This is a genomic window from Rheinheimera gaetbuli (assembly GCF_054781935.1).
Genome location: NZ_BAAGTL010000028.1, coordinates 605,700 through 622,920, shown reverse-complemented (window position 1 = coordinate 622,920; position 17,221 = coordinate 605,700). Strand labels below are relative to the sequence as shown.

General features: G+C 51.5%; 14 protein-coding genes. 6 read left to right on the top strand and 8 right to left on the bottom strand.

Annotation, left to right across the window (positions count from 1 at the left end; genetic code table 11):
* Window positions 1–171 precede the first annotated feature (171 nt).
* Window positions 172–708 (top strand): outer membrane beta-barrel protein, encoded by a 537-nt coding sequence (locus ACYVIC_RS19410; RefSeq protein ID WP_460862593.1) that lies wholly within the window; start codon window positions 172–174, stop codon window positions 706–708.
* Window positions 709–736: 28 nt separating this feature from the next.
* On the opposite strand, the gene ACYVIC_RS19405 is transcribed toward ACYVIC_RS19410, so the two are convergent.
* Together ACYVIC_RS19405 and ACYVIC_RS19400 are read right to left on the bottom strand one after the other, a co-directional pair.
* A complete protein-coding gene (locus ACYVIC_RS19405) occupies window positions 737–1,201 on the bottom strand; it encodes a methylated-DNA--[protein]-cysteine S-methyltransferase (RefSeq protein ID WP_460862591.1) in 465 nt (154 codons plus the stop codon).
* Window positions 1,202–1,203: 2 nt separating this feature from the next.
* Window positions 1,204–2,586: a DNA-3-methyladenine glycosylase 2 family protein gene (locus tag ACYVIC_RS19400; protein WP_460862589.1), complete on the bottom strand. Its 1,383-nt coding sequence runs from the start codon at window positions 2,584–2,586 to the stop codon at window positions 1,204–1,206.
* Window positions 2,587–2,750: 164 nt separating this feature from the next.
* Between ACYVIC_RS19400 and ACYVIC_RS19395 the strand changes: the two genes are divergently transcribed.
* Entirely contained in the window at window positions 2,751–3,098 is a 348-nt protein-coding gene (locus ACYVIC_RS19395; RefSeq protein ID WP_460862588.1) for a HopJ type III effector protein, read from the top strand.
* Between the two features lie 46 nt (window positions 3,099–3,144).
* Here the strand turns inward: ACYVIC_RS19395 and ACYVIC_RS19390 are convergent, their stop codons facing one another.
* Window positions 3,145–5,193 (bottom strand): prolyl oligopeptidase family serine peptidase, encoded by a 2,049-nt coding sequence (locus ACYVIC_RS19390; protein WP_460862586.1) that lies wholly within the window; start codon window positions 5,191–5,193, stop codon window positions 3,145–3,147.
* A gap of 232 nt (window positions 5,194–5,425) precedes the next feature.
* Between ACYVIC_RS19390 and ACYVIC_RS19385 the strand changes: the two genes are divergently transcribed.
* Together ACYVIC_RS19385 and ACYVIC_RS19380 are read left to right on the top strand one after the other, a co-directional pair.
* A complete protein-coding gene (locus ACYVIC_RS19385) occupies window positions 5,426–6,664 on the top strand; it encodes a DUF819 family protein (protein ID WP_460862584.1) in 1,239 nt (412 codons plus the stop codon).
* 26 nt (window positions 6,665–6,690) lie between these two features.
* Window positions 6,691–7,776: an AI-2E family transporter gene (locus ACYVIC_RS19380; RefSeq protein ID WP_460862582.1), complete on the top strand. Its 1,086-nt coding sequence runs from the start codon at window positions 6,691–6,693 to the stop codon at window positions 7,774–7,776.
* Window positions 7,777–7,793: 17 nt separating this feature from the next.
* On the opposite strand, the gene ACYVIC_RS19375 is transcribed toward ACYVIC_RS19380, so the two are convergent.
* From ACYVIC_RS19375 to ACYVIC_RS19360, 4 genes are all read right to left on the bottom strand, one after another.
* Entirely contained in the window at window positions 7,794–8,813 is a 1,020-nt protein-coding gene (locus ACYVIC_RS19375; RefSeq protein ID WP_460862581.1) for a hypothetical protein, read from the bottom strand.
* A 111-nt stretch (window positions 8,814–8,924) separates the two neighbouring features.
* Window positions 8,925–9,833, bottom strand: a complete 909-nt coding sequence (locus ACYVIC_RS19370) for a metallophosphoesterase family protein (RefSeq protein ID WP_460862579.1) — start codon at window positions 9,831–9,833, stop codon at window positions 8,925–8,927.
* A gap of 27 nt (window positions 9,834–9,860) precedes the next feature.
* Window positions 9,861–10,886: a helix-turn-helix transcriptional regulator gene (locus ACYVIC_RS19365; RefSeq protein ID WP_460862577.1), complete on the bottom strand. Its 1,026-nt coding sequence runs from the start codon at window positions 10,884–10,886 to the stop codon at window positions 9,861–9,863.
* A gap of 5 nt (window positions 10,887–10,891) precedes the next feature.
* The gene (locus ACYVIC_RS19360) at window positions 10,892–11,788 is read right to left on the bottom strand and encodes a GGDEF domain-containing protein (protein ID WP_460862576.1); all 897 of its coding nucleotides are present in this window, start codon (window positions 11,786–11,788) and stop codon (window positions 10,892–10,894) included.
* Window positions 11,789–11,990: 202 nt separating this feature from the next.
* On the opposite strand from ACYVIC_RS19360, the gene ACYVIC_RS19355 reads away from it, so the two are divergent.
* The gene (locus tag ACYVIC_RS19355; protein WP_460862573.1) at window positions 11,991–14,756 is read left to right on the top strand and encodes a TonB-dependent receptor; all 2,766 of its coding nucleotides are present in this window, start codon (window positions 11,991–11,993) and stop codon (window positions 14,754–14,756) included.
* A 25-nt stretch (window positions 14,757–14,781) separates the two neighbouring features.
* Window positions 14,782–16,698, top strand: a complete 1,917-nt coding sequence (locus ACYVIC_RS19350) for a phytase (RefSeq protein WP_460862570.1) — start codon at window positions 14,782–14,784, stop codon at window positions 16,696–16,698.
* 64 nt (window positions 16,699–16,762) lie between these two features.
* Here ACYVIC_RS19350 and ACYVIC_RS19345 read toward each other — a convergent pair whose 3' ends face one another.
* Window positions 16,763–17,146 (bottom strand): response regulator, encoded by a 384-nt coding sequence (locus ACYVIC_RS19345; RefSeq protein WP_460862568.1) that lies wholly within the window; start codon window positions 17,144–17,146, stop codon window positions 16,763–16,765.
* Between the last annotated feature and the right edge of the window lie 75 nt (window positions 17,147–17,221).

Below are 17,221 nucleotides of genomic sequence, written 5' to 3'. Positions count from 1 at the left end.
ATAGTTAATGAGAAGAAAAGGGCGAAATTTGGCACTAAAAGTCAGATAAAATCGAATGGTTGGCCTGGTTAACAGTTCAGCTGCTGTTAAGACGCAGCCGCTAAGCTGGCAACATCTTTTATCATATGGCTATGCCCGTTTTAACGAGAGGGCAGTCAAGGAGTACAACAAATGAAAAAAACCGCGATGACATTATCGGCGTTGGTATTGGCGTTTGCTGCCGGTGCGCAGGCAAATATTAACTGGGACTATGTTGGTGGTGGCTATACTGACGCCGGCAGCGATGGCCCTTATGTTGAAGGCTCTTACCGTTTAGATAGCCGTTGGATTGTTGATGGCACTTTTTCGCGCTTATCCAGTGGCCCGTTTGACGTGAACTTCGTTCAGGCTGGTGTAAACTATCTTACTGGTTTTAAACTGGATTTTTCACCAACTACGCAAAGCTATCTGTTGGCCGGTATTGAGCATGCCTCCGGTGATGCTGACAATACCGGCGGTTATGCGGGTATCGGTTTGCGCCACCCGTTAACGCCGCAGGTAGAGTTGTACTCAGAGGCTACTTATCACTCTATGGGTGACGACCATGGCAGCCTGGCGGGCGGTATTGCTTTTTATCTAAGCCCGGACTGGGCCATTCGCAGCAATATTGCGCTAAACAGTGGCGATACAAAAAATGAGTTCCGTTTAGGTGTAACGTACCAGTTCTAATAAGGCTTAGTGATAAAAAGAACAGCGCTTAAGGGCGCTGTTCGTGTTTCAGCAGCCAGGCTTTTTTATCCAAGCCGCCGGCATAACCGGTCAAGGTGCCGTTGGCGCCGATAACACGGTGGCAGGGTACCACTATGGCAATAGGGTTACGGCCATTGGCAGCGCCGACGGCGCGTACGGCCTTCACATTACTGATGCCGCGGGCTATGTCGGCGTAGCTGCAGGTTGTGCCAAAGGGCACAGTGCACAGCGTGCGCCATACTTGCTGCTGAAAGGCGGTGCCTTGTGCAGCCAGCGGCAGATCAAAACGGCTCAGGCTGCCGGCAAAATAAGCGCTAAGCTGGACGGCGGCGCTGTCGGTGAGCGCCGAGGGCAGCGATGGCTGTGCAGTGCTGGCAAATACGGTGCTGACAAAACTGATACCGGTAATGCCGCTATCTGAAGCGGTTATTTTGACCGGCCCCAGCGGGCTGTTAATAAACTGCATATACATAGTCAGTTTCCTAAACTAAACCATAACTGAAAGGTGGCGTAGCTGCGCCATGGTGCCAGCGCGCTGTCGTCTGCAGCAACGCCGGTTTTGGCCAGCGCTTTTTGTACGCCTAAATCGCCACCCAGCCAGATATCGCTGTCTGATAAGCCGCGTAATCTGGCATAGCTAACTGTCCAAGGGCCAATACCTTTGATAGCCAGCCATTGCTCAGGTGTGGCATCAGGGTGGTTAATAACATGCTGCGCCAGCGCCGTTAACGTATCGCGTCTGGCTTGCGGCACTTTAATCATTTGTAAGTCGCTGGCCAGCACCGCTTGCGGTGTGGGAAACAGTTTTTTATCTGCTGCCAGTGGCTCGCCCAGCGCTTGTACCAGGCGGTTAAGTTGGGTACGGGCACCGGCAACACTCACTTGCTGGCCCAGCACTGCACGTACAGCAGCTTCCCAGCTATTCCATACTCCTGGAATACGCAAACCGCTGACCAGGCCCCGGCTGAACAATGGATGTTTACTGAGCTGTTGTTCGATATGCAGCATATTGGCATCCAGATCCAGCAGGCGGCGCAGTTGCCGGATCAGGTTAAACAACCCCTGTTGGCCCGGCCAGTGCAGTTGCAGCTGCAGGTTGTTTCCCTTGCCTGGTGCTACCTCAAACCAGCCAGGTTGCTGCATAAAGCAAAAGCTGCGACCATAGCGCTGATCCTGAACCCAGTCTATACCTTGCAGTGTGCGGTCACGCCAGAAATCCAGCATCTGTTGCCACGCCAGCGGCGGCCGGTAACTCAGGCTTAGTTCCAGCCTGTCGGCGGCTGTTTTATTGTGGCGGCGTATGTCGAGCGGGCACAGTTTAAGCTGTTGTTTAAAAGCATCATTAAAACGGCGCACGCTGTTAAAGCCGGCCTGAAAGGCAATATTGCTTACCGGTAACGCGGTTTCATGCAGCAATTTTTTAGCAAACAACACCTGTTGCGCCAGCGCATACTGTTTAGGCGCAACGCCAAGCTGCTGTTGAAATAATTTACGTAAATAGCGTTCACTGATGCCCAGGCGCCCGGCCAGTGTTTGCTGTGTTTGCTGCTGCAATCCACCTTCGTCAATTAACCGTAATGCCCTCTGTAACGTAGTATCTGTGCCTTGCCATGCCGCAGATCCCGGTGCGCTATCAGGCCGGCAGCGTAGGCAGGGTCGATAGCCAGCGGCGCTGGCAGCAGACGCTGAAGGGTAATAACACACCTGATGCTCTGCCGGCGGCCGCGCCGGACAAATTGGCCGGCAATAAATACCGGTGCTTTTTACTGCGGTAAAAAACAAACCGTCAAAACGGGCATCGCGCGCCAGCCGGGCGTTGTGGCAGATATCAGCGGTAATCATAATGCGCTTTTGCAATCAAATATTGCCTGAGTATATCAGGCCAAGGTGCGGGAATTAGCCACAAACGGCACTGCATAGTAAATTTACGTTGCTGACCTTGGTCGTATTGCCTAATGATGGTGGCCGGGCTTAGTATCACGCTATAGCCGTCAGTGAGGCGATGAAGCACAGGAGTTCATATGTTAGAACAATTTTTTATTCAGCTAAGTACTGAGCCTGAGAGCATCAGCTTTGAGCAAAGCATAGCGCTGATAGAGGCGTTGTATCAGTTTACGCCTACCGGCTTTCACAATGGTGAGCTGTATAACGGCGCTGGGGAAAACAACGGCTCGTGTAAAATTCTGGCGTTTGGCTTGTTGCATCAGTTGTCGGCACCCCAAACACTGTTTTTATTTGGCGACTACTACCGTATTGTGCTGAATAACCCCAAGGGGACAGATCATCAGAATATCCGTAACTTTATCCGCAACGGCTGGGATGGTGTTACCTTTGATGCACCGGCATTAACAGCCAAAGCTGGCCAGTAAAAACGCCCGGCATGCCGGGCGTGGGTTAGTTTAAGGCGTGCGTCGCTCAGGCGGCGTCTTGTACCTTAGTGGCAGCTTTTATGTTGTCAGCGTGTGGCAGCTCGTGCGGTGGTAAATCTTTATTACCCTGCTTTAAGAAATGATCCATCCAGCGCATCAGGCGCATGCCGTAATCTAATTGCGCTGCCGCTTTCTGATTACCGTGACCTTCACCCGGATACAACACTAAACGCACCGGCACCTTGCCATGGGTTTTTAAGTAGCGGTACAGCTCCATCGACTGGCTCGGATGCACGCGGGTGTCGTCTTTACCATGCATAATCAAAATCGGGGTCTTGGCCTGCTCTGCATAGTAAATCGGGCTGCGCTCTAAATACCATTGCCATTTTTGCCACGGATAACTGCGCGCATGCACCAGGTGCATTTCGTTGGCGATGTCGGTGGTACCAAACTTAGACAGGTTATTACTGATCCCGACAAACATTACGCTGGCCGCAAAGTGTTCGGTTTGCTTAGTGGCAGCCCAGGCTGACGCATAACCGCCGTAAGAGCCGCCGGTAATACCTACTTTGGCGCTATCTACCAGACCTTGTTCTACCAGATAGTTTTTTGCATCTACCAGGTCATCAAACTCTTTACCGGCATAATCGTTCTGGCCCAGTTTGGAGAAGGCGACACCACGGCCGGTGCTACCGCGGTAATTGGGGAAGAATTGCATATAGCCTTCGCTGGCTGCCAGCTTAACCGGGCTGGCATAACGGTCTAGCCAACCATTGGAAATATGCGCTTCCGGCCCGCCATGTACCACCATAATTAACGGATAGCGCTGGCCCTGCTGATAATTCAGCGGATAAACCAGCACACCTTGTAGCTCGGTGCCGTCGGTGGCGGTATGGGTCAGGGTTTGTTGTTTTGGCATGTCTATGTTGTCTAACCAGGAGTTGGAATGGGTCAGACGTTGCAAGTTGCCTTGCTCGCTTAAGCTGTACACTTCATTCGGATGTTCTGCTTTGTTCAGCAGTACCCGGCTGTGTTTGCTACCGGCAGGTTGCGCGAGGCGGGTAATAATGCCGTTGCCGGTTTTAACCAGGGTGCTGATGCGTTTGTTGCGCAGGTTTACACTGCCAATTTCAGCTTCGGTACCAACATGGCCGACAAATAACAACTGGTTGTCTGAGCGCCAGCCAAAATCCTGAACATGGCCCATATAATCCGGTACCAGTTCGGTAATGCTGGCTGTTTTAACCTCGGCCAGTAGCAAACGGCCAGCAGACGGGTCGTGAATGTCGGCGCTACCAATCAGGGCAATTTTGCTGCCGTCAGGTGAGAATGCGGCGCGGTCCAGCTTACCTACGGTGTTAAACTTCTGCTGCACCTTGCCATCAAAGTCGACCAATTGGTAATGGCTGGCCATATAGTTGTCGTCAATCAGCGCGCTGGGTGCCACCCGTAGCAACAATTGCATCTGCTTGGGGGCAAAGGCTACCGATAGTACATCGGCATCTATTGCCAGCTGTTTAGGCGTCAGTTTATCGACGTTAAGCTCAGCCAGCCACAGTTGCGTCAGCTCTAAGTCTTCTTCATATACCTGTGCCTTAAAGCCTTTTTTGGTCAGGTTGGCTTTGTGTTTTGCTGCAGCTGGTTTGGCTAAAAATGCCAGCTGCTTGCCATCATCACTGATATCGTAAGCACTGATGTTGCTACTGTGCGTCAGAACTTTTATGGCTTCGCCGCCGCTTAAGGCAATACGGTACAGGCTGGTGAATTTGTCATCGCCTCTTTTGGCGGTGAAATACAGTTGGCGGTTGTCGGGGCTGAATTTAATGTTACCAACGCGGCCACTGCCGCTGACAAAAGGGCGTTCATTACCTTTGTCGTCAACCAGAAACAATTCGTGATGGCTGCTGCCATCGTCTTCTGTGTAGGGGGTGCGCGGCCGGTTGCGAATAAAAGCCGTGTAATTACCATCGTTGCTCAGGGCAACTTGTGTCACGCTTTGTACGCTAATGGTTTGTTCTAACGTGATGGCCTTGGCGCAGACACTGCTGCTAAATACTGCCAGCAGTGCGGTGATACCTGAGATAAGGGATCGCATTGTTCCTCCGTGGGGGTGGTTATTTGTCGCTGTTGTCGTCACAGCTGCGGCCTTATTACAGCATAATACCAGCCAAAGTATCAGGCCAAAGTGCTAATGAGTCGGCAGGTTAACGCAACTTTGCGGTAAAGCAGCCGGCGGTGCTTTGTTTAGCCCGATGCGCTGTGCTATGTTGGCGCAAAAAGGGTTGTCAGTAAAACAGCCGTTTCGTTTTGCTTTTTCAGGGGCTTTTATGCAAGAATCCAGTGTGCTGATCACCAATGATGCGGTGGTGCTTGGCTTAATGGCGGTGATCCTTGGTGCGGTATTTTATACCAGCCACAGCGATAACCCGTTTTTCAAAAAGTTTTATACCTATGTGCCGGCGCTATTGCTGTGCTACTTCATTCCGTCGCTATTTAATACCTTTGGTGTTATTGATGGCGAGGGGTCAGCGCTATATAAGATGGCGTCACGCTACTTGCTGCCAGCAAGTTTAGTATTACTGACCTTAAGCGTCGATTTTAAAGCGATACTGGGGCTTGGTCCTAAAGCTCTGATCATGTTTTTAACCGGTACCGCCGGCATCGTAATTGGTGGGCCAATAGCCCTTGTCAGCGTGGGTTACTTTTTTCCGGAACAGCTCGGTGGCGACGTCTGGCGTGGTATGACTACCATTGCCGGCAGCTGGATTGGCGGTGGCGCTAATCAGGCGGCGATGAAAGAAGTGTTTAATGTTGATGGCAGTATTTTTTCGGTAATGATTACCGTCGATGTATTGGTTGCTAATGTCTGGATGGCAGTATTGCTGTTTATCGCCAGTCGCGCTGAGTTTTTTGACCGCAAAAATGGCGCGGACACCAGCGGTATTGTCAATTTGCGTCGTAAAATTGAACAATATGAAGCCGAAAATGCGCGTATTCCCAAGCTGAATGACATTATGCTGATTATTGCAGTGGCCTTTGGTGTTACCGGTTTGTCTCATGCGCTGGCCGATGTTATTGCTCCGTGGATTGGACAGGTCGCGCCGGGGCTGGCGATGTACAGCCTAACCAGTACCTTCTTCTGGTTGGTCGTTATTGCCACCACACTGGGCTTGTTTTTGTCGACTACTAAGGTGCGTAAATTAGAAGCGGTAGGCGCCTCTAAGGTGGGTTCTGCATTTCTTTATATTCTGGTGGCGACCATCGGCATGCACATGGACATTACCGCTATTTTGGATTACCCGCTGATGTTTTTAGTGGGTATTGTTTGGATGCTGGTGCATGCCGGCTTGTTGCTGCTGGTAGCCAAACTGATTAAAGCGCCGATGTTTTATATGGCGGTGGGCAGCCAGGCCAATGTGGGCGGCGCAGCATCGGCGCCGGTAGTGGCGGCGGCGTTTCATCCGTCGCTGGCTCCGGTTGGGGTGTTGCTGGCAGTGCTTGGTTATGGTTTGGGCACTTATGGCGCTTATATTTGTGGTCTGATTTTACAGCAGGTTGCGCCTTAGGCCGCAAGACAACGGAGTGTAGTTAAATGAGACAAGGTTTTAAAACGGAATCGCGCCATTATGTGTTGATCGGCGCCTTATTGTTGGCATTGTACGCCAGTTATTTGCTGGTGGCACCCTACGTTGGCGCTATAGTACTGGCCTTTGTGCTGTCGCTGCTGTGCTTTCCGGTACACCAGTATATTGAGCAAAAAATACCCGACAGGCCAAATCTGGTTGCCAGTGTTTCTTGTTTATTGCTGGTAGTGGTTATTTTGGTGCCGGCATCTTTGGTATTTATGGCAATAGTGCAGCAAGGTATTGCTTTTACCAAGCAAAGCTATATCTGGCTAAACAGTGGTGGTGCTGAACAATTGATCCAACATCCGTTGCTACAAAGCGCGTTGGAGAAAGTTAATCAGCTGCTACCTGCAGCAAACATCAGTGGCCAGAGTTTGGTGCAGCAACTGACAGAATTCGCTACTGGTTTTGGTAAAGAGTTATTGAATCTCAGTACTAAGCTGGTTGGCGATGTCACCGGCCTGGTGTTTAGCTTTATTCTGATGCTGTTTATTTTATTCTTTTTACTGCGTGATCACGAAAAAGTGGTGAATACCCTGCACTGGGTGTTGCCGTTGTCGCGCTCGCAGGAAGAGGCTCTGCTGGATGAGGCCAAAAAAGTTGCACGTTCTGCAGTAATGGGCTCGTTTTTAACCGCTATTGCTCAGGGTATCGCTGGTGGTATTGCCATGGCGATTGTCGGCTTACCGGGTTTATTCTGGGGCACCATGATGGCATTCGCGTCGTTTATTCCGGTGGTAGGCACGGCGCTAATTTGGATCCCGGCCAGTTTGTATTTGCTATTAATTGGTGATTGGCCCTGGGCAATATTTATGGCGTTGTGGGGCGCGATAGTGGTGGGTTCTATTGATAACTTTTTACGGCCGCTGCTTATGCAAGGTAGTGCAGGTATGAATACTCTGCTGATTTTCTTATCGTTAATCGGTGGTATTCAGTTGTTTGGTTTAATCGGTGTGATATACGGGCCGATAATTTTCGCCCTGACATTGGTACTGTTAAAGCTGTACACCATAGAGTTTCAGGACTTTTTGGAAAAGCAGGATAAAAGCTAGCTTTTATCCTGAGATTGCTACACCACAAGATCAATTTGTTGCACCAGAACGGGCCTGGCATCCTCTGTAAACGCCAGGCCACTACGCTGTATTTCACCCTGTTTTTGCTGCTGTTTATCCAACAGAGGCATCGGTGTGGCAGCCGAGCTGACTGAGAATGCTCCTAATTTTGCTTCAGCCATCGTTAGCAAGTCTTGTTTTGGTCGCCACAAATACAGGTATTGCCAGATATCATCGCCCGGGTCGATAAAGCCGTTGCCGTTATCATCAAACGCAGCAAGCTCAGCAAAACCCTGACCGCTTTGCGGGCCAAACAGCTCAGCGCCATTATTTACCTGTTTGTCGTTATTACGATCGTAAGCCAGATAAAACTGTTGCGCGGCCAGTTGCGGCAATTGCACGGCAGTACCGTTATTAAACAAGTCAAAATCAGTGTGACTATCTGTCAGTTTTGCCGGGCTATTATCTAAGCTGACAATCAGGGGGTCTTGCAGGGGCTGTTCGATATAACTGTAGCGTGCCCAACTGACTTGCATGCTTAACTCAAAGTTAAAGCTGACACTGCTGCCATCCTGCATCTGAAGCTGGCCACTAAAATTGGCTTGCACCGCCTGGTACCCCAGTTCCCATTCGGTAGTTGCCAGGCGCTGGCCAGTGTTATCTAACTGCTGCTGGTTGCTGCTGACAAACAGGCTCTCGCTGCTAAAGCTGGCAGCAAAAACAGCGGTTTCAATTTCAGAGTTAAGCCGGCTGTTGCTGTGTGCTGGCGGCGTTGCCTGAGCGGGCTTTTGCCAATCACTGAGATGCTGGCCCAGCTTTGCCAGCAAGTGTTTTACCATGCCAAAGGTTTGGTAGGCGTTGAACAAGGTACCATCGTCGGCAGTGAAATCATCTTCCGTTAACGCCGCCGTCGGCGTTACTTCTGGCATAACCGGAGTTGGGCTGGCTTGATTGCTTAGTAACTGCTGTTTGCGACCATAAGCAAGGTATTGTTGTTCGGCAACCGCAAACTGTTGCGAAGCAGATGTAATGTTCATCTGATGCTCCACAAGGTTTTTCTGTTAAACGGTAATCGGCAATTACTGGTTAAACTTAAGTAATTTTTTCAGCCTGATCATTAACACCTTGATCAGGCTGAAATTTAAGTTTTATTTAGTGTCGCCACTAAGACTAAATGTATAGCTGTGGCGCGTCAGAGGCTGTGCAACACCGGTTTGATAAGTATCTACCTGCATCATGCCATTAGTGTCAAGAGTAAACATCCTGAACATGGCAGTATGCTGAGTCTCATCGGGTATTTTAGTACGCTCTAATGCCGGTATATGCAGGTAATGCACCTTGCCCAGTTGTTTAGAGTGTGAAACGCGGTCCATATCCATATGTAAATCACCGGAAACAACGGCTGCTAAATTAGGCTGGGCTATAACCCCGGCAAAGCCGGGATGGTTAATGCCTTTGTCGGCATTTTCCTGGTACACGCCCGCTTGGGCGCCATGCACAATCAGTAACACGGGTTTTGGTGCTAAGCGCTTAAGTTGCTGCAGCATCCAGTCAATACCGCTGTCGTTAAAATCACGGCCATGATCGGGCGAGGCAAATACCAGTGCTACCGTGTCAAATTCAAGCACATAGCTGGGTGAGTCCAGCGTAATTTTTCCGGCATTCCAGCTGTTGGCGTACTGCATAAAGCGCTCGACCGTACTGCCGTGCTCTTCGTTACCCATAATCGGGTAAAATGGCAGCGTCAGTTGTTGTAATACTGCTGTAGCGTTGTCGTACTGCACCAAGGTGCCCTTGTGGGCAATATCGCCGACACCAACCACGAAATCGAGCTTGGTCTGCGTTGCCAGCCGGTTAATATCGGCAACCGCTGCAGCCATATTGGGAAATTGCGGCTCGGGTTTAGGCTCGGCGTCGCCCAGTACCGCAAAGCGCAGCACTACATTTTCGTTTGCTGCGGCTGCTGTCTGGTCTGTTTCCGGCATTTGGGCCGGTGAGCAGGCAAGCAGCACGGTGCTGAGTAATAATGCCTGGCACAGGGTGTTAATCAGTTTCATCGAAGATCCTTGGTAGCTATGTTGAGGTTAGTTGAAATTGAACAGGCCTTTAAAACTGCTGGGGATTAGTCCGGTCCAGCGTTTAAAGGCACGGCGAAAGTTATGCTCGTCGGAATAACCCAGCTTTAGCGCCAGCTGCCGGTTTGAGTAGTGGCCTTGCCGGAGTAATTGCCGCGCCGCATCGCGGCGTACCTCGTCCAGTAGGCTGGCGAAGTTAGTTTGATGCTGGCTGAGCTGGCGCTTTAAGCTGCTACTGCTTAGCCCGAGTGTGGCGGCAATCTGCTCCTGGTTTAAAAGTTGCGGCAGGGCGCGGCGTTGCAGGCGGCAGATCCTCTCCGGCAAGGCGCGCTGTGTGGGCAGTACACGGTTAAGCTGGCGGCAAGTACGCCGCGCGGCGTTAAACTCTGCTGCGTTGGTATGGGTAAACTCTTGCTGCCATATAGCGATTGGAATACTGAGGCTGTCCGCGACCTGGTTAAAGCTAATATTTATACCGCCAAAAAGTTGCTGCTGCAATGCGGGCGGCTCTGCGCTTTGTTGTAACTGCAGGCTGATGCCGTTCAGTGTGCCCAGTTGTTGTTTTATAAGGCCAAGCAGCAGTGAGCAGAGCACGGTTAACATAAACGCCTGCTGGTTTGCTAACCCCAGCGCGGGTTTAAACTCCAGCACTATGCAGTGCTGTTGTTGGTGCAACCGCACGTAAAAGCAAGGGAACAGCTGATGGCGAAAATAATACAGCTGCGCCAGAGCCTGGCGCAGGTTTTGTGCATATTGCAGACTTTGGCACAGCGAAATATAGCGGCTGTTTAGTAAGGCACTGCCCAGCAGATAGGGCAGTTCCGGGCTGTTTAGCTGTTGTTGGCAGTTTTGCAGTAGCGTCAGCCAGTCGCTGTGGTGCAGCCGGCCATGCGGTTTGTGTAAATCCTGCTCAAAAATGCCGGTGCCACTTAACAGCTTATGTAGCGCTGCACCGCGCCGTTGTGCCAGCGCCAGCAGCTCAGTACTGCCATGCTGCAACAACAGGATTTTGTCCTGATAGCCGAAGTGGCGCATAGTCATCAGCTTGGCTGCAACTTAAATGTGGTGGTTTTTTTTGCCTGCGCCATAGCCTGGTCGGCGGCTTGCAAGGCACTTTTGGCAGTAGCGTGTTGTACAGCCATCTCTGCCAGCGTCAGCTGTGGCTCATCTTTGTCTTGCACCAATTGAGACAGCTGTTGGCGTAAATGCTGCGCCATAATCTGCGCCTGCGGCAGTGCGGTGTTGGGTAAAAGCGCAATAAAGCGATCACCGGCGTAGCGGCATACCACGTCGCTGTGCCGCAGTTGGCTGCTGAGTAATTCACTTAGTTGGCTAAGGTAAGCATCGCCGGCGGCCATGCCATAACGGCGGTTAAAGCCGGCAAAGTTGTCAATATCCAGCACCAGTAAACTCAATGCTTTGTGTTGACTTTGGTGTAGCTCTATTTCGCGTTGTAGCACGGCTTGTAAATAGTCGATACCGTACAGTTGGGTGAGCGGATCAATAAGCTGATGATCGCGTAAAAACAGCTCGCGGCCACGCAGCTGGCGGTTAATGGCACGCTGTTCGCGGTGCCAACCCATCAGGCCGTAGGTCAGGATCAGCATGCCCACCGGCGCCGGCAAAGATTCCAGCCAGCTCATTAGCCGGATAGGCTCCGGATAGCGGATAAATTCGTCCAGCAAGTCGAGAAAATAAGAATACACCAGCAATAAACTGCCGTAGTACAACCACTCGGTAACTCTGCCTGCCGGGCGACTGCTGATAATCAGCCCCAGCCAGCCGATGGCAACCAGCAAGGTTGTGCCCTCACCCAAAATATCCAGAGCGTCAAATTCGCTACCGGGTTTGGCGCTGCCGGTATCAATAGCCAGCAGCAGGCCAGTTAACAGCAACAGCAAGCTAAACAGAATTTTATAGCGGTGTTGTCGCCACATAGTCAGATTATCCGCGCAAATAAACTCAATTTTCCGCTGCGCGTATGACAGTTGGATGACAGGCTTAGGCCGTTGCAACACTGCGCTGCACTGTTAAGACCCGGGTCATCAGCGCTCAGCGCGTTGTGTTAACAAACGGCTTTTTGTCACAGAGCAGCGGCACACTGCCTGCAGTTATTGGCCGTAAACAGAAGAGCAACCGATGAAGCTGACTTCCTACAACAACAATCCACGCACCTTGCTGGCCTGCGCCGTCAGCCTGGCGTTCGCTACCTTAGTCGCGCCTGCATTGGCTGATGCCGATGTACAGGGCCGTATTACTGATAACCGCAACAACCTGTTAAGCGGTGCAGAGGTGAGTATCCCGGAGCTGAGACTGCGCCGCACTACTTCAGCAGATGGCCGTTTCCACTTTGGCCAGCTGCCATCAGGCACTTACACTCTGTTGATAAATTATCTGGGTGCCATACCGGAGACCAGAGTATTAGTGGTAGCGGACACAGAGCAGCGCCTCGGCGATATTAAGCTGTTGTCCGCCAGTGAGGCGATAGAGCATATCGAAGTAGTGGGGCAATCCGGTGCGGTAAGTAAAGCACTGAACCGCCAGCGTAATGCCGGTGGCATTATTACCGTGGCCAGCACCGATGAGATGGGCCAGTTCCCGGACAGTAATGTCAGCGAGGCGCTGCAGCGGCTGGCAGGTTTATCAGTAGAGCGCGATCAGGGCGAAGGCCGCTTTGTCCGCGTACGTGGCTTAGCGCCGGACTATAACGCGGTAACCTATAACGGTACCCAGCTAGCGGCCCCTGAAGCTGGTCGCCGTGCGGTGGCGCTGGACGTGATCCCATCGGATCTGCTTGAATCTGTCGAAGTAAACAAAACCCTGACACCGGATATGCCGGCCGGCTCTTTAGGCGGTACGGTTGAAATTAAGAGCTTGTCGGCTTTTGATCGCAGCAACGATTTTTATTCCTTTACTGCAGAGGCTGGCTATAACGAGCAGCAAAGCAAAAGCAGCCCCAAGGTCTCCGGTGTGTTCAGTAAAATACTGGATGCCGGTGGTGAAACCGACAGTGTTGGTATTGCTATCGCCGCCAGTTACGCCGAACGTAAATTTGGTTCAGAAAACGTCGAAACCGGCGGCAGCTGGGATTTTGACGAAGGCCTGGAAGAGTTTGAACTGCGCGATTATGTTATCAGCCGCGAGCGGCTTGGCCTGGCGCTGAATCTGGATTACCGGCCGGGGAACAATAACGAATACTACCTGCGCAGCCTGTACAGCCGCTTTAGTGACACTGAAACCCGTCAGGGCATGGTGGTTGAACTTGCCGATGCGCAATTTGCCGGTAACAGTGGCGAAGCTGCGCTGATCCGCTCGCTAAAGCAGCGCGAAGAAACCCAAAGCATCAGCGCCCTGGTTATTGGTACTAAACAAATTTCCGGTAACTGGGAATGGTTGCTGGAAGCCGGCGCCAGCCAGGCCGATGAAGACACGCCGTTTAATATTGCTGGCGCTGATTTTGAGCAGGAGTTTGCAGACGGCGTCGGTTTTAGCGGCAGCAATATTTTACGCTTAACCGCACCGGCAGACGCCTTTTTGGCCAATGGCTACGAGCTGAAAGAAGTAGAAATGGGTGACACATACGCCAAAGAAACCGAACGCAATATTAAGTTTGATCTAAGCCGTGAGATTATTCAGCGCCACGGCGGCTTGCTGCTAAAAGGTGGTGCCAAATTCAGCCAGCGCGAGAAACGCGCTGCAGAGGATGTCTGGCTGTTTGAAGACTTTGCAGATTTCGGCATTAATACGTTAAGTCTGGCCGATTATGCCGCTGGCAATGTCGATTACAGTCTTAGTACTATGGGCCCGGCCATCAACAGTGGCAGCATTTATCAGCTGGTTAACAGCTTAAAACGCGATGACTTTATTGATGAAGTTGAGTCGCAAATAAATGATTACCAGATAGATGAGGATATCAGCTCCGGCTATTTTATGGCGCAGTGGGAGCGTGATAACTGGCAGTTGATCACAGGGGTGCGTTACGAGCATGAAAAACGCGATGGCACAGGTAGCCGCTATGATGCTATAGAAGAAGTATTCAGTGCCAACCGGGCGAACAGCTCTGAAGGTTATTGGTTGCCGGCTGTGGTAGGGCGTTATAACCTGTCTGAACAAAGTATAGTGCGGGCAGCGTTCAGTACCGGCCTGGTAAGGCCTAACTTTGAACAGCTGTCGCCGGCCTTTATACTGGAAGAAGATGACGATGAGCTCGAAGCCGCCTTTGGTAACCCTGATTTAAAAGCGCTGACCTCGAATAACGTTGACCTGGGCATTGAGCATTATGCCGACAAACTTGGCGTGCTGTCTGCCATGCTGTTCTATAAGCAGATTGATAATTTTATCTACGAAGCCGATTTAGCCGGCCGTGGTGATTATGCCAACTTTGCCAAAGCCGAAACCTATATTAACGGTGGCAAGGCTGATCTATACGGCTTGGAGCTTAATGCTATTCACAAAGTGTCGGGTTTTGGCAATTGGCTTGATAACCTGTTGCTGTCGGCCAATCTTACCCTGACAGATTCGGCTGCCGATATTGAATGGTTTGACGATGGTGCCTTGTTTAGCCGCGAAGTAGCGCTGCCGAGCCAGTCAGATAAAACCGCTAACCTGAGCCTGGGTTATGAAACCGATGTAATCAGCCTGCGCCTGGCGGCCAATTATAAATCGAAGTATCTGGCTGAGGTAGGCGATGTGACCGATGCCGCTTACGATGTTTACTCAGATGACCATATGCAGCTCGATTTTACCGGCAAGTGGACTATCCGTCGCGGTATGCAACTGTACTTTAATGTGATCAATCTGAATGACGAACCTTACTATGCCTACACCGGGCGCAAGCCTTATAACTTCCAGTATGAGCAATATGGCCGCACCTTTGTGCTGGGCGTGCAAATTACTAACTGGTAAGCCGTTGCGGCACAAGGACCACATGATGTTATCAACTAAAAAAATGTTTTTATTAAGTGCTGGCAGCCTGGCGCTGGCGGCGCTGCTCAGCGCCTGTCAGGCCGCCAATGAGCAGGCAGCGGAACCGGCAGTACAGGCATTAGCGGTTAATGCCAGCCATTACCATAATGTGCAAATAGCGGGTACTGAGTATCAGCTGTTTACTGACGCAACAGGCTTGAAGGTGCAACAGGGCGCTGCTGTGCCGGGCCGGTACGACGGTGCTTTTATCCGGCTGGCAGTGCAGCCGCTTGGTAACGATAGCGTGCTACTGGCCGCGATGGAAAATAACAGCAACAGCCTGTATCTGTGGCGCTTTACCCCGGCACAGGCAGCACCGCTGCAGCTGGTAAAGCGGCAACTGATCAGCAGCCGGGTAGTAGACGACCTGTGCTTTTATCACAGTAGTGAAAACCAGCAGCTCAGCCTGTTTTTACTCGGTGGCCGCGGAGGCGCTGATCAGCTGCTGTTGCAACAGCAGCAACAGTGGCTGGCGCAACCGGTGGTAATACGCGAGTTAAATATCCCTTATGACAGCACGGCTTGTGTAGTGGATCAGACCGCTGGTGCGCTGTATATCGCCGAAGCTGATCGCGCTATCTGGCGCTATCAGGCCGAACCCGAAGCCGATGAGGGCCGCAGTTTAGTTCAGGTAAATAAGCCGTTTGGCCAGTTGCAGGGCGAAGTAAAAGCGCTGCAAACGTTGTCTGACGGCAGCCTGCTGGCGCTGGAGGAAGAGCCGGCCAGATTGTTACATATTAACAGCGACGGCCAGCTGCGCAGCGCCATAGCTGTCCCGGCGTTGGCTGAGGCTAGCGGTTTAGCGGTCAGTATGCAGGGCAACACGGCAACAGCCTATATCAGCACTGAGGATGCCGGTGCAGTACAGCAGCTGCCGGTGGTGCTGCAGGCGAAGCCGGAGCGTCAGCCCAAAGCGCCGGTAGTCCAGCTGATGCCGACCTTACAGACTGAGCCCGCCAGCCAACGCGGTGATGTAATGGATGACCCGGCGGTGTGGCACCATCCGGCGCGGCCTGAGCTTAGCCTGCTGCTTGGCACTGACAAACGCGCCGGACTGGATGTGTACAATATGCAGGGTACGCGCGTGCAGCAGCTTAGCGTGGGCCGGTTAAATAATGTCGATGTGCGCTACGGCCTTAACTGGCAAGGGGCTGCGCACGATATTGCCGTAGCCAGTTTGCGCGACGACAACAGCCTGCAACTTTTTGCTATTGATAGCAGTGGCACGCTGCATAATGCCGGTAAGGTCGCAACCAGCATGAGCGAGATTTACGGCCTGTGTATGTATCACAATAGCCAAAATAACCAACACTATGTCTTTGTTAATGATAAGTCCGGCTTAATCCAGCAGTATCAAATCGGCAGTGACGGCAAAACCTGGCAGGGCAGCTTAGTGCGCTCATTGCAGGTGCCGTCGCAACCAGAGGGTTGTGTGGCTGATGATAAACGCGGCCTGTTATTTGTTGGCGAGGAAGATGAAGCCATCTGGCGTTTTGCCGCTGAAGCGGATGCGGCGACCACAGGTGAAGTGATAATTCGTGTTGATGGTGAACGACTGGTCGATGATATTGAGGGCATTGCGCTGGCAGAGCATAACGGCAACAGTTATTTGCTGGTATCAAGCCAGGGTAATGACAGCTACATGCTATATGACGCTGCGCCCCCCTATGCTGAACACTTGCACTTTCGTATCAGCACTAACCCGAAACTGGGTATAGATGGCGCTTCTGAAACCGACGGACTGGACATCACAACCCGCTCGTTAGGGCCAGGGTTTGAACAAGGTGCGTTGATCGTGCAGGATGGCCGTAACCGCATGCCGGAGCAGGGGCAAAATCTAAAGCTGGTGCCCTGGGCGGATATATTGCAACAATTAAAATAGCCATACCAACAGAGGCCGCTTTAATCGCGGTCTCTGTCATTCAGTAGCAAGGTTTGAGTTTCTCTTAATTCAGCTTTGCTGCCAGGCAACGTTCAACAATATTTTTTATCTTTAGCGGTGAAAACGGCTTGGCGATAAAGCCGCTTGCACCGGCGGCAATACTTTGTTGCACGTTATCAATTGAATTATGTGCTGTCACCATCACGACATGGGTTTTATCGGCCTGGCTTTTAATTTGTTGTAGTAATTGCTGACCATTAATGTCGGGCAGTTCAATATCAAGAAACACCAGATCATGCTGATGCTGATTGAAAACCGACAACCCTCGGCTACCACTGGACGCCTCGTGGATCTGAGTAATACCCAAATGCATCAGGGTCTGGCGCAGGTATTCGCGTACCGTGTAAGCGTCGTCAATAATCAACACAGAGTATTGTTGCCGGGTCATGGCAGGTCCTTTTCGGTCGCAGATGTAATTACAGTGTAATGCAAAAATATACTAAAACGTAAAACAGCGTGGCAG

Excerpts from the sequence above, each read along its gene's own strand:
- ACYVIC_RS19385 (WP_460862584.1), top strand. The coding sequence starts at position 5,426 with ATGCAAGAATCCAGTGTGCTGATCACCAATGATGCGGTGGTGCTTGGC.
- ACYVIC_RS19370 (WP_460862579.1), bottom strand. The coding sequence starts at position 9,833 with ATGAAACTGATTAACACCCTGTGCCAGGCATTATTACTCAGCACCGTG.
- ACYVIC_RS19355 (WP_460862573.1), top strand. The coding sequence starts at position 11,991 with ATGAAGCTGACTTCCTACAACAACAATCCACGCACCTTGCTGGCCTGC.
- ACYVIC_RS19350 (WP_460862570.1), top strand. The coding sequence starts at position 14,782 with ATGTTATCAACTAAAAAAATGTTTTTATTAAGTGCTGGCAGCCTGGCG.
- ACYVIC_RS19395 (WP_460862588.1), top strand. The coding sequence starts at position 2,751 with ATGTTAGAACAATTTTTTATTCAGCTAAGTACTGAGCCTGAGAGCATC.
- ACYVIC_RS19360 (WP_460862576.1), bottom strand. The coding sequence starts at position 11,788 with ATGTGGCGACAACACCGCTATAAAATTCTGTTTAGCTTGCTGTTGCTG.
- ACYVIC_RS19365 (WP_460862577.1), bottom strand. The coding sequence starts at position 10,886 with ATGCGCCACTTCGGCTATCAGGACAAAATCCTGTTGTTGCAGCATGGC.
- ACYVIC_RS19390 (WP_460862586.1), bottom strand. The coding sequence starts at position 5,193 with ATGCGATCCCTTATCTCAGGTATCACCGCACTGCTGGCAGTATTTAGC.
- ACYVIC_RS19345 (WP_460862568.1), bottom strand. The coding sequence starts at position 17,146 with ATGACCCGGCAACAATACTCTGTGTTGATTATTGACGACGCTTACACG.
- ACYVIC_RS19375 (WP_460862581.1), bottom strand. The coding sequence starts at position 8,813 with ATGAACATTACATCTGCTTCGCAACAGTTTGCGGTTGCCGAACAACAA.
- ACYVIC_RS19380 (WP_460862582.1), top strand. The coding sequence starts at position 6,691 with ATGAGACAAGGTTTTAAAACGGAATCGCGCCATTATGTGTTGATCGGC.
- ACYVIC_RS19410 (WP_460862593.1), top strand. The coding sequence starts at position 172 with ATGAAAAAAACCGCGATGACATTATCGGCGTTGGTATTGGCGTTTGCT.
- ACYVIC_RS19405 (WP_460862591.1), bottom strand. The coding sequence starts at position 1,201 with ATGTATATGCAGTTTATTAACAGCCCGCTGGGGCCGGTCAAAATAACC.